We start from the raw sequence: 12327 nt of genomic DNA, 5'->3' as shown, positions 1-12327 counted from the left end.
TTTATCTCTTTTATAAACCATTTATTTGAACTTTATATTTTTCGTTTGAGATCCAAGTACTTAATGAAAATGACTCTTCAGTCGTTTCGTCTTTTACTGTTACACGAACCTGCCAAATTAGTTTTTCTAAATTATCTTTAACAACTGAAAAAATTTGTTTTTGAATAGAGTTGTTACTGTCATCTCCATCTTCAGGAGTTTCTTGACCTGTAATTTTTTCGTAATCGGGAACAATAAACTTATTCCATTCTACGCTGTAGCTAATATTTTCGTTTTCTTCAAACTTTCCTGTTTCAGCTTTTAAAGTTAGACTTTCTTTAAGCTCTGGTGGGTAGGCCACGATTTCATTGACCTTTTTAACAGCGTATTCACGCAGAGTGATCTCTGAGCGCATCTCTATTGAGTCTGTAATATTTAGACCTTGTGCTGTGATATATGCAGTAATGAATACAGCAAATATAGCAAGTCCTATAAGAACTTCAATTAATGTGAAACCAGAGTTGTTTTTTAGTTGCTTAACCATTCGTCATACAATTCGTTTGCTTTTTCAATTAACTTCTCAACATAGTCTTCGTTTCCAAAGTTGACACCTTCAAGTGCTACATACTCTCTATTAATTACTTGAGAGTATGGCTCGGTTGAAAGAGCAACCATTTCTTCTTCTGTTGCTAAGATAATTATAACAGAATCTTTTTCACCTGTCGGGTAAAAGTAGACGAAAGGTTTTCCCGTTGTATGGAGTTTTTGTGTAAGAGTGCTTCCAACGGCGACAATTTTAACTGCACCACTTGGCGTAAAGTCATCGGCGTTAAACTCTGGTAGAGGTGTGAAGCGTCCAGATGACTTCATCTCTTCTTGCTCTTCTTCAGTTAAATCATCAAAGTTTCTTGTGCCCTCTATGTCGATAACAAAGTCATTACTTTGGGCAATTTCAAGAGTTGGTCTCTGATCAAGTTCTTCTAAAGGAAAACCAAGACGAATAAACTTATTTTGAAGGCTTGCTTCATCACTAGAGAAGCGAATAATTCGTTCAATATTATTGACTGTTTCATCGAGATTGCGGCGACTGGAAAAAGAGGTTCCCACAACCATGTAGAGCAGTAAAGATGCTAAGGCCATTGATACCAGAATTTCAATTAATGTAAAACCTGATTGTCGATGGCCTCTATGCATGATTACCATTAATCTTTAATTACTTTCTATCTCTTAGGTATAGATCTTTAGCGAAACCTTCTCCGCCTTCTTCATTATCATTACCATAAGACATAATATTGTACGTCTTTCCATCAGAAGTATAAACGTATTCCATATCCCATGGATCTAGTGGAATTTCATCTGCATCAATAAATCCATTTGGTGGGTAGTTACGACACTCACGTCCTCCTGAAGGCTTTGATATAAGAGCTTCTAGACCTTGTTCTGTAGTAGGGTAGAAGTTACACTTTCTTCTAAAGTCTTTTAGAAGTGACTCAAGTGACTTCATCTGGATGTTAGCTGATTTAACACGTCCTTCTTCTAATGAATCAAAAACTTTACCCGCAATAAATGTCCCCATTAATGAGATAAGTGTTAATGCAATTAGAATTTCAATTAGCGTCATACCTGCTTGGTTTTTTAAAGCCTGAACTTTAAAAAAGTTTTTAAAATTGTAATCTTTCAAAATAAATCTCCTTAAATATCTTCTCTTCCTAAAATCAAGTTAAGCTTAGTTGATTGAGTTCAGCTCCATCATTGGAACAACTACCGACATTACAATAAATGCAACGGCACCACCCATTCCCACCATCATAATCGGTTCTAAAACAGATGTTAACCCACTTAGCTTAGATTCTACCTGATCTTCGTAGTTTTCCGCAATAATGTTAAGCATTGGCTCAAGTTCTCCTGATTTCTCTCCTAAGCTGATCATGTGTGTCACCATAATAGGAAAGTGTCCAGATTGTGCCAAAGGCGCTGCCATTGAAGAACCTTCAGATATATTAACACGTGCACTCTCAATTGCATCCTGCATGTGGACATTGCCGATTAGATTTTTGACAATTTTCATGGCAGCAAGAATTGGAACACCCGAATTCAATAGAGTTGATAGAGTTGAGGCAAAACGTGAAACGTTTACCATTGTTATAAGTTGACCAAAGATTGGTAGCTTTAAAGTTAATGAGTCCCAACGTGAACGGCCTTTCTTTGTATTGATATAGCGTTTAAATAACCAGAAGGCACCGAAGAGACCAACGATAACGGCCCACCAGTATTGTTGAAGAAAGCTTGAGAGCCAAATTGAAATCTGTGTTGGTAGGGGTAGCTCTTTTTTCATTGAGACAAAGATTTTTGTAATCTTTGGAATAACGAGAACTAGAATGACACCCATAACGGTTGCACCAACAATAAGCATAATTATTGGGTACATCATGGCACCCTTCACTTTATTTTTTAATTTAACTTGCGCTTCTGTAAATTCAGCAAGACGTAGTAGAACGATGTCTAAAGTTCCTGATTGTTCACCGGCTTCAACCATGTTGACATAGATATGGTCAAAAACTTTAGGGTAATCAGCAAGGGCGGCCGCAAGGGAAGAACCCTCGTTAACCTTTTGTCGTATTTCCGAAAGTATAACCTTAAGTTTTGGGTTTTCACATTGCTCGATTAAAGCATTAAATGATTCAACAATTTGAATTCTTGCCTTAATAAGCGTTGCTAATTGTCTTGTCATTAATGAGAGATCATTAATAGAGATAGTGCTACCAAAGTTGATTTCAAAAGATGCTTTTGATCCCGATTTATGCTCTTTTATTGATGTGAGCATAATACCTTGAGCGCGAATTTTTGCCTTTGCGGCCAATTCATTTTCGGCCGTAATATTGCCTTTTTTCTCGCTACCTGTACGATCAATACCTTTATAATCAAAAATGGCCATGTATTACTCTTTTGTTTCTTCTTCTGTTTCAATATTAATGGCACGATTCATTTCAGAGATAGAAGTGATACCTCTAAGAACCTTCTCAATGGCGTCATCGCGAAGTGTCTTCATTCCAGCTCTTTGTGCCGCACGTTTAATCTTTCCAGAAGGTGCAGAGTTAATAATCATCGTTCTGATCTCGTCGTTAATCATAAGAAGCTCTGCAACGACTGTCATTCCAGAGTATCCTTTGTTATCACAACTTGGACAACCTACGGATTCATAGACAGTATGACCTTCTGGGATTGCATCAATTCCTAAAACTTCTAGATCAAATTTAGATATATCTTTTGGCCTTTTACACTCATTACAAAGTGTACGAATAAGTCTTTGTGCCAGTGCCCCTGATAGAGAAGAGGCGATCATAAATGGCTGCACACCCATGTCAATTAGACGGTTTGGAACAGAGGATGCATCGTTGGTGTGAATTGTTGATAGAACAAAGTGACCTGTAATCGATGCTTGAATTGCCATTTCCGCTGTTTCATAATCCCTCGTTTCCCCAACCATGATAACATCAGGGTTTTGACGAAGAATAGCACGAAGTGCTTTAGCAAATGATAATTCAATTTTGTGATTTACCTGAATTTGTGAAATACCTGGTACTTCATATTCCACCGGGTCTTCAACTGTAATGATCATACGATCAGGAGTGTTGATACGACTTAGCATTGCAAAGAGAGTTGTGGACTTACCATGACCAGTTGGCCCTGATACGTAAACAATTCCATCTTTTCTTTGTGATAGGGCATCGAGATTATCTAGAACCTTCCCGTGGAAGCCTAGGTGATCAAGTTGAAGAATATTATTATCCTTTTCTAGAATCCTCATAACAATACGTTCACCATTTTGAACTGGTACTGTTGAAAGACGGATATCAATATCTTTACCGGCCATCTTAATTGGAATACGGCCATCTTGAGGTAGACGCTTTTCAGCAATATCTAGTTTTGCCATAACCTTAATACGTGAGGCAACAGCAGAGTGAGTTTTTAGAGGTTGTCTTAAAACTTCCGTCATAACTCGGTTGATACGAAAACGATAAATCGACTCTTTTTCATAAGGTTCAATATGAATATCTGTTGCACGCTCTTTAACAGCTCTAAAGATAATAGAGTTAACAAAGCGTATAACAGGGGCCTCGTCAGCTCCAGCATCAAGGATATCAATTGGCCCATCTAGGTCGAGAGTTTCATCAAACTCGTCTTCAAGAGATTGAACCATATTCTTATTAGCTTTCTCATAAACTCTGTTGATTGCATCATTAACTTTTAAAGGCTGAGCAACTGAGACATGAATATCTTTTTTAAAGATTTCTCTTAAATCATTGATGGCATCAAAGTTAAAAGGGTCGGTGATAATAATTGAAACAAAGCGTGGTGTTTCTAGTACAGGAATTAACTCCTGGCTTTTAGCATAGTTAATCGGAATATTAGTAATGAGTTCAGGGTCAATCGTATCAACATCAATTTCAGTTTCATAAGGAATATCAATTTGATGACAGATTACTTTTGTGATGTCATGCGGATGAATGTAATTCTTCTTTAAGAGAATTTCTCCAATTAGCATTCCCGATTCTTGTTGAATATCCAGGGCCTCGTCAAGTTGTTCACGAGTGAGGGAAGTGTGCTTAATTAAAAGCTCACCAATCTTCTCTTTTCCCTGTTCAAATGTTTCTAGCACTTGGTTTCTCATATACTGTGTATGCCTTTATAACTCTTACTTACTAATGATAACGTCTTTATTACTTGTTTTAATTCTTACTTCATTGTCTTTTTGTGAAGCAGCTTTTTTAGACTTTACCTTCTGAACGATATCATCATAATTTGGTGTATCAACAGGAGCGCTACTGTTTAAGTCCATCTCCTGATTTTGAACACCTTTCTTATTCTGATCTTTGTAGTAACGGTTACGACTTTCATCATAAAGTGGACCGTCTTGTTGCTTCTTGGCCTTATTGTAAAGTCCTTTGGCCGTTGATTTAAACGGATCGTTTTCACCATGGTATTTCTTCAGGTGAGAGGCACGACGATTTAAATTTTCCTTAACAGTTTCAGCAACATCTTGCTGGTAGTTATCTAAAATACTCGGTGTTAAGAAAAATAACATATTAAGTTTTTCAGTCTGTGTACTTGTATTCTTAAATAGCCAGCCTAGGACAGGGATATCACCAAGTAGTGGAACTTTTGAAACAGAGTCAACTGTCTTGTCTCGCATTAAACCACTCATGGCAATTGTGTCACGATCTCTTACTGTAACTGTTGTAACTGCACTTCTAACAACTGTACCAACACCGACGTTTTGAACACCTGATGGAAGGGCACGGCTAGAGAAGTCTTCTAGGTTCTGATCAATCTTAAGTTTGATATAACGAGTAACCTTATTAATTTGTGGTGTAATCTTAAGTTTAAGAGTTACGTTTTGTGTTTCAAGTGATGTCGTTGTCGACCCATTTGAAGCTTGTGTCTCTTTAGGCACAGGGATCTTCTCACCAACTTCAAATACACCTTCTGTATTATCTTGAACGAGTAGTTGAGGAGTCGAGAGAACATTTGTGTCACCGTGACTTGCAATCGCTGAGATCAGTGCGTTCACTGAATCGATCTTAACAGTTTGCCCACCAACATCAACTTCAACTTCGTTTCCGATACCAATACCTGCAAATAGTCCACCGATTGATTGCCATGAACCTGAAAGTAGTTGAGTTAGTGTACTTCCTGAAGAACCTTGCAGTGAACCAGCTCTATCAGCAGCACCTGTTCCGTAGGCTCCAACAATTGATACACCTAAGTCTCTTGACTTAGAAATATTTGTTTCCATAATTAGGCCTTCAACAAAGACTTGGTCTTTAGGTTGGTCTAGTTTCTTGATTACTTTTTCAAGTGTTAGCCAATCAGTAGGAGAGGCAGTAACAACAAGAGCGTTATTTGATTTGTCTGCTGTAATTCTAACTTCAGCATTGAATAATTCGTTCTCATCATCGTTACTTGCTGCTCTCGAGAAGCGTGATCGTCTCGTCGTTCTCGATGTTCTAGAACTTCCTGAGCTACTAACTAGTTCAGAAAGTGTCTTAGACATATCCTCGGCATCACCGTGGTAGAGGTAGTAAACATGGATTTGCTCATTATTTGAAGCGACTAGCTCAACATCAAGTTTATTAATTAACTCTTTTAATCTCTTTGCACCACTTGAGTTGGCCATGGCGATAATAGAATTTGTTCTTGGCTCAGCAGTAAGCTTTGAAATACTTTGTCCTCCGCCATCATTACTACGACGTGCGGTCTTCTTTGATGTGTCATCCTTGAGGATTTTATCGAGAAGCTTTGCAATTTCTGAGGCAGAAGTATTTTTAACAGGTATAATTTGAAGCGTTTCTTCGTGTCCAGGAACATCGATGAACTTAATTAAGCTCATAAGACGATTAATATTAGAACCTGTATCTTGAATGATAATTGTATTTGTTTGTTTAATTTCAATAATACGCCCATAACGAGACATAAATGGCCTAAATGAACGAGAGACCTCAGTCGAGTCAATATTCTTTAGGGCGATAATCTTCATTAAGTAATTTTCAGTTTCTGGAACGTAGTTTCCCGTGTAGATCTTTGTTGGGATATAACGAATATCTCTTGCTTGAACAATCTTATAGAATGCACCAGATTTAACCATTGTTAAACCATTCATATTAAGAGCTGCTAGGTATGCCTTCCATGCATCTCCAACTGTAATTGGAGTAGGTGCAGAGATTGAAATCTTTCCTTTAAGGTCTTTGTCGATAATAAGATTGAGACCAGTAAGCTTTTGCATATGCTTTGTCAGATCTTGTAGGGATGTATCTTCAAAGTCAAAGCTAGTAACAATTTCAGGACCAAAAGCTGTTTCTGGATTTAGGTTTACATAGGCATCATCAGTTTTCTTTGGTTGATCAGCAGTTCTTCCAAAGGCATCACTTCCTGAAGTCGCTGTACTTGTGTTAAGTAAGTTTGCTGCAGATGGTCTGTCGCTGCTATCGCGATTAACTTTCGTCTTTGACTTAAACTGTCTAAACTGCGCTTCTGCATATGGTGTAGACAGGCAGAGTAGTGAAAGTGCTGAAAGATTTAAAAATAGTTTCTTCATCCGTGATCCCTATGATTTAATCAACAAAGTTATAATTAAAGCTTTGGTGAACGCCATTGCGTTTGATACCTAATTCGTAATAGTCCGTAGACTTAATTTTTCCAAACATTCCCATAATCTGGTTCATGTTATTTATTTTTGCGCCGTTGATTTCGCAAATAATGTCATCATTTTGAACATTCAGGTAAGAGTAGATTGACCCTGGCTTTACCTGTGTCATTTTAAAACAAAGTGAACCGTCTGGGTTCTTAATTGTAATGGCCTTAGCTTGAGTCAAAACATCACCAATATTACTTAGTAGTTGATCTCTTAATTGCTTCTTGATCTTAAAATTATTACCTTCAACTTTAATATCTTTATTGAATTCAGGCATCACATCCTTTGCTCGACTAGGAGGAAGGATCTTTGTTTTTGTTTTACGTGCAAAACGTCTCGCACGATCATCTACATTTTCAATATATTCACATTCACCTGAGCGAAGGTTTTTAAAGATAACCTTTTGACGTGAAATATTTCCAATCTCTGCAATATTATCAATCTTACTTCCAATCCTAACGTTTAAACGCTTTCCTCGGTTTGTGATACTTGCAACAGACTTTTTATTATTTTGTAGAACAACTGTGTTAATTAGTTTCAAGCCAAGCTTTGATTCCGCTTCGGCGCTACGACAAACTTTTATAATATTGCGTGGCTTCTTGGGCTTATCTTCAACTTTTTCGTTCTTATCCTCTTGGATATTGAAAGGATTATAATTTCTTATATTAGCAATAGGACGATTGTACTCATATGTTTGTGGACGACTAAATGTTGTCTGAATTGAAGAGCCTTCACCTTTATCTTTTAAATAGAGAGCGGCCATCTTTCCAACTTGATAGAGTAGGACGAAGCTAATGGCCAAGATAAAGTAACGATGTACCTGTGGACGATTCTCTGAACTAAGTAAGTTTGGTAGAAAGTATTGTGGTCCACTTAGTTGTTGCTTGCCTTTCTTTCCTGTTACATTAGCTGTTGAGAGCTCATCTCTTTTTGATTTGATACGATCAAGCATACGTTGCATTACGTTGTACTTATTTGCATCTTCATCTTCTTCTATTTCATCAACTTCAAGCTCATCGTCGTCTTCAGAGTCATGAGAATCATTATTCTTTTTTAATTTATTTTTTAATTTGCTTAAGAAGCCAGCACTTTGCTCATCATCTGCTGATAGGTCATCAATATAGACTTCTAACGTTGGATCTTCCACCGCTGGGGGAGTTGGAGGAGTATCCTCTTCTTCGACTTCTAGATGATCTTCACCATCAAGTTCCTCATACTCTTCTTCGTACTCTTCATTATCGAAGTCTGCTTCTACTTCTTCCTCATCTTCATATTCTTCGTATTCATCAGATGGAGGTGTGTCAGGAAGATTTTCACTAGTGTACTCAGCATCATCCTGATCCTTCGACAGTTTCGATTTAATTTTTGAAAAGAATCCTTTCTTTTTCGTCATTCAATTTCTTCTTGAAAGTTTTTATATTTTAATACCTTATAGTATTTTAAGGTTGTTTACCCAAAGCATCAACCATTGATATATCTGGTAAGATTTTTCTTAAGGAAAGCAGAGCGTTGTGCTCGGATAATCATAATATCTGTTTACTTTGCGTATTTGACAATTGTCGTGCTAAAATGTCAGGGAATTCTAGTCAATCAATACTCTAATATAGTTAGAAGGATTTAAAAAAGGACTTAATGATGAGTGAAGAGAAACAAATGATGGACTCCATTGTTGGAGACCTGTTCTTTGGTGAAGTTAAAGAAGAAAACGTTTTTCCATTTCCAGGTTTTACTGAAGAGCAGCAAGACTTTGGTCGCGAAATGGTTAACGCTGTTAGTAAATTCTGTGAAGATGCACTAGACTGCGAAAAAATGGATGAAGAGTCCGTTATTCCTGATGAAGTTATGAAAGGGCTAGCTGAACTAGGTCTTTTTGGTATGGGTGTTAACGAAGATCTAGGTGGTCTTGGTTTAGATTACACTCTATATAGTCGTGTTTTTGCTGAAGTTGCTGCATTTGACGGCGCTGTTGCAACAATGATTGGTGCACACCAGTCAATTGGTTATCGCGCACTTCTTAACGAAGGAACAGAAGAGCAAAAAGCAAAGTGGCTTCCACAACTTGCTACAGGTGAAAAGTTAGCATCATTTTGTCTAACTGAGCCAGGGTCTGGTTCTGATGCTTATTCTATTAAGACTAAGGCCGTTGATAATGGTGATGGTACTTATACATTAACTGGACAAAAACTTTGGATTACAAATGCTGGAACAGCAGAGTTCTACTCAGTATTTGCTAAAACTGATCATGAAATTGATGGAGAAACAAAAGAGAAAATCTCTTGTTTCATCGTTGAAAAAGGTATGGAAGGTGTCTCTTTTGGTGAAAAAGAGAAGAAGATGGGGATCAGGGCCTCGGAAACTCGCGCTGTATACTTTGATAAAGTAATTGTTCCAAAAGAAAATATCATTGGTGAGCTTGGAAAAGGTTTCAAGATTGCTATGAACGTTCTTAACTCAGGACGTCTATCACTTGGTGCAGGTTGTGTCGGTGGTATGAAGACTCTACTAAAAATGGCAACTGAGCACGCTAAAGGGCGTAAGCAATTTGGTGCACCAATTGCTGAGTTTGGTTTAATCCAAGATAAACTTGCTCTTATGGCAGCAAGAATTTATGCAACTGAATCAATCGTTTACATGACAACTGGAAATATGTGTAAAGGTCTTAAGGATTATTACTTAGAGACAGCTGTTTGTAAGGTTTATGGTTCTGAAGCACTATGGGAAGTATGTGATCAAGCAATGCAAATTGCGGCCGGTAACGGTTATATGAAAGAGTATCCTTATGAAAGATATATGCGTGACTCACGTATTAATATGATCTTTGAAGGAACAAATGAAATTCTTAGAATCTTCCTTGCTCTTTCTGGTATTAGAAATCCTTCTGAAAGTATGAAAGAGTTAGGTAAAGCGGCAGACGTTTCTAAAGCACTACAAGACCCAATTAAATCAGTTGGTGTACTAACAAACTTTGCACGTGGTCGTTTCTCTAAAATGATTGGACAACGTCTTATTACTAAGCAACATGAAAAGCTAGATAAAGAAGCAGGGAAGTTTAACTCTCTTCTTGGTCAATTTGCGATTCAAGTTGAAAATACACTAATGAAGTACGGTAAGAATATTATTGGAAATGAGCTTCCACAAAAGAGAATTGCTGAAATGGCAATGAATCTTTATGTAATGCTTGCAGTAATTTCACGTACAACTTCTATTTTAAACAGTGAAAAAGTTGATCAGGCCAAGAAGGACTATTGTCTTAACCTTGCTCGTGTAGCACTAAAAGATGCTAGAGCAGTAGTTGTAACAAATCTTAAGTCAATGACAAATCACGATGATAAGATTGTTAAAGCAACTTCAGATATGGTTTGTGATAATGATGGTTACGGATTAGACATTATTAACTTCTAATTTCTCTAAAAAAATATTTTTCACAAATATTGGCCCTAGTTATTTGCTAGGGCCTTCTTTTTTCTATTATCATATAGGTATGAAAATTCACTACTTATTAGTCTTCGCTTTATTATTTAGTGCTTGCTCTTCTTTTAACAAGAAGAAAAAAGAAGTCAAAAGAAAGCGAGCAAAAATTAATTACGGCCCACAGAAGAAACCATCTGCATTTATTGATGTGACTCATAAGGTTGGCCTTGCAAATATCGAAGCTTCTCGTGTTTATATTTATGATATCAATAGTGATGGGCTTGAGGATTTAGTTTTTCTAAGTGGGAATTATTCAACAGCTCAGTTCTATTTGGCCACAAAGAGTGGAGAGTTTGTTAAGGCGAAGAATATTTACTTTGAGGATGATGTTCAAGCAACGTTTTTTCAGTTTTCTGATTTTGATAAAGATGGAACGACAGATGTATTAGTTGGGCTTCACAATCAAAAATCGGCCTTAACGAAAAAACCAATCTCTATTTATTTGGGAAATAAGTCTCGCGGAAATAGTATTATTTTTAGAAAGGCACATGAATTTAAATTTGATTTCATCGCACCTATTACTAATGTAAACGTCTTTGATTACGATAATGATGGTGAATTAGATATGTTTGTTGCAAGTTGGTTTGACCGTCGTAACAAGGGGAAACCTGTTGCAAACCGACTATTTACGGCCAAGAAGAAAAAAGTCTATGAAATATCAGGGGCCTTAACTTCTGAACTGGCAATGCGAGGTGATGAAGAGTATAACGTCGCACCTACATTCTCATCTAGTATCTGTGATATCAATAATGATGGATATCCGGATATTCTAACTAGTAATACCGCCGGCTATCCTAATAAACTTTGGCTTTCAACTGAGCAGAATAAAGTTTTAAAATATGTAGATTATGGACCTCAATCTGGCTATGCCATGGATAGTATTACAAGTGGTGGACGTTTTAATGGTGGTAATTCAACCTTTGCTATTTGTGGTGATTACAATAATGATGGTTATTATGATATTGCCATGGGAGAGGTTTCAAAGTCTCTTGATCTCGACTATCGTGACCGTTCAAGTATCCTCACAAATAGAGGTCTTAAAAAGATTTCATTTTTAAGAACAGAATATACAAATGATGGTGCACTTACTAATTGGAACCAAGGTGATATGCGCGGGCTTTGGAGTGATCTTAATAATGATGGCCTCATTGACCTAATTGTTGATAATTCGGGGTTTCCTCCGCACACAAGACTCGTTAGCTTTGTACAAGAAAATGATCACGAATTAGTAAACCGCTCTAAAGATTACGGTATTGATATTGTAAACCCAAGCTCAACTGTAGTCTTTGACTACAATGGTGATGGAAGAAATGATCTTTTAACAATTCAAGTTAATACCAGAGATGCACGTATTAAGCCGCGTGTTTATCTTTTTGAAAATAATTTACCACAGAAGAACTTTATTAAGTTGAAGCTTGAAGGTAAGAGGTCTAACCATGATGCAATCGGTGCAAAGATTATTGTTGTCACAGATAAAGGTCGTACACTAACGCGTCAACATTATTTTTCATATGGACAATTCCAACCACAAAACTCATCGATTGTTCATATCGGCCTTGGAGATGAAAAGGTTAGTGAAGTCATCATTGAATGGCCTTATCGCTTAAAAAGTGGAAAGAAACTCCGAAGAAGTTATCCTGTTATAATGAATGAGCTTACGCTTATTAAGGAATAGGTGCCATGCA

General features: G+C 37.0%; 9 protein-coding genes. 2 read left to right on the top strand and 7 right to left on the bottom strand.

The window, feature by feature from the left end:
• Nucleotides 1–10 precede the first annotated feature (10 nt).
• The 7 genes from ACN5L8_RS03890 to ACN5L8_RS03860 are packed head-to-tail and all read right to left on the bottom strand — an operon-like array spanning nt 11 to nt 8564.
• Nucleotides 11–523, bottom strand: coding sequence for a type IV pilus modification PilV family protein (locus ACN5L8_RS03890; RefSeq protein WP_115363580.1), 513 nt, complete (start codon nt 521–523; stop codon nt 11–13).
• Nucleotides 508–1182 carry a pilus assembly FimT family protein gene (locus ACN5L8_RS03885; RefSeq protein ID WP_419172363.1) on the bottom strand — a complete coding sequence of 225 codons (675 nt, stop codon included), beginning with the start codon at nt 1180–1182 and terminating at the stop codon, nt 508–510. Before ACN5L8_RS03885 ends, ACN5L8_RS03890 begins: the two co-directional genes overlap by 16 nt.
• A 10-nt stretch (nt 1183–1192) precedes the next feature.
• Nucleotides 1193–1660 (bottom strand): type II secretion system major pseudopilin GspG, encoded by a 468-nt coding sequence (gene gspG / locus ACN5L8_RS03880; protein ID WP_419172362.1) that lies wholly within the window; start codon nt 1658–1660, stop codon nt 1193–1195.
• Nucleotides 1661–1705: 45 nt separating this feature from the next.
• Entirely contained in the window at nt 1706–2914 is a 1209-nt protein-coding gene (gene gspF / locus ACN5L8_RS03875) for a type II secretion system inner membrane protein GspF (protein ID WP_115363574.1), read from the bottom strand.
• Nucleotides 2915–2917: 3 nt separating this feature from the next.
• Nucleotides 2918–4651 carry a GspE/PulE family protein gene (locus ACN5L8_RS03870; RefSeq protein ID WP_419172361.1) on the bottom strand — a complete coding sequence of 578 codons (1734 nt, stop codon included), beginning with the start codon at nt 4649–4651 and terminating at the stop codon, nt 2918–2920.
• 24 nt (nt 4652–4675) lie between these two features.
• Nucleotides 4676–7075, bottom strand: coding sequence for a type II secretion system secretin GspD (gspD, locus tag ACN5L8_RS03865; RefSeq protein ID WP_419172360.1), 2400 nt, complete (start codon nt 7073–7075; stop codon nt 4676–4678).
• 16 nt (nt 7076–7091) lie between these two features.
• Nucleotides 7092–8564, bottom strand: coding sequence for a hypothetical protein (locus ACN5L8_RS03860; RefSeq protein WP_419172359.1), 1473 nt, complete (start codon nt 8562–8564; stop codon nt 7092–7094).
• 242 nt (nt 8565–8806) lie between these two features.
• Here ACN5L8_RS03860 and ACN5L8_RS03855 point away from each other — a divergent pair, with 242 nt between their 5' ends.
• Together ACN5L8_RS03855 and ACN5L8_RS03850 are read left to right on the top strand one after the other, a co-directional pair.
• Nucleotides 8807–10573, top strand: a complete 1767-nt coding sequence (locus ACN5L8_RS03855; protein WP_158536922.1) for an acyl-CoA dehydrogenase family protein — start codon at nt 8807–8809, stop codon at nt 10571–10573.
• Nucleotides 10574–10652: 79 nt separating this feature from the next.
• A complete protein-coding gene (locus tag ACN5L8_RS03850; RefSeq protein WP_419172358.1) occupies nt 10653–12317 on the top strand; it encodes a CRTAC1 family protein in 1665 nt (554 codons plus the stop codon).
• Nucleotides 12318–12327 lie beyond the last annotated feature (10 nt).

The sequence above is a fragment of the Halobacteriovorax sp. genome (genome assembly GCF_048381875.1).
Lineage (GTDB): Bacteria > Bdellovibrionota > Bacteriovoracia > Bacteriovoracales > Bacteriovoracaceae > Halobacteriovorax_A > Halobacteriovorax_A vibrionivorans.
The sequence above is the reverse complement of the archived record's forward strand: the minus strand, read 5'-3'. Positions and strand labels throughout refer to the sequence as shown.

Bases quoted from the DNA above. Each gene is read 5' to 3' on its own strand.
- ACN5L8_RS03855 (WP_158536922.1), top strand. From the start codon at position 8,807: ATGAGTGAAGAGAAACAAATGATGGACTCCATTGTTGGAGACCTGTTC.
- gspD (WP_419172360.1), bottom strand. From the start codon at position 7,075: ATGAAGAAACTATTTTTAAATCTTTCAGCACTTTCACTACTCTGCCTG.
- ACN5L8_RS03860 (WP_419172359.1), bottom strand. From the start codon at position 8,564: ATGACGAAAAAGAAAGGATTCTTTTCAAAAATTAAATCGAAACTGTCG.
- ACN5L8_RS03890 (WP_115363580.1), bottom strand. From the start codon at position 523: ATGGTTAAGCAACTAAAAAACAACTCTGGTTTCACATTAATTGAAGTT.
- ACN5L8_RS03885 (WP_419172363.1), bottom strand. From the start codon at position 1,182: ATGGTAATCATGCATAGAGGCCATCGACAATCAGGTTTTACATTAATT.
- ACN5L8_RS03870 (WP_419172361.1), bottom strand. From the start codon at position 4,651: ATGAGAAACCAAGTGCTAGAAACATTTGAACAGGGAAAAGAGAAGATT.
- gspF (WP_115363574.1), bottom strand. From the start codon at position 2,914: ATGGCCATTTTTGATTATAAAGGTATTGATCGTACAGGTAGCGAGAAA.
- ACN5L8_RS03850 (WP_419172358.1), top strand. From the start codon at position 10,653: ATGAAAATTCACTACTTATTAGTCTTCGCTTTATTATTTAGTGCTTGC.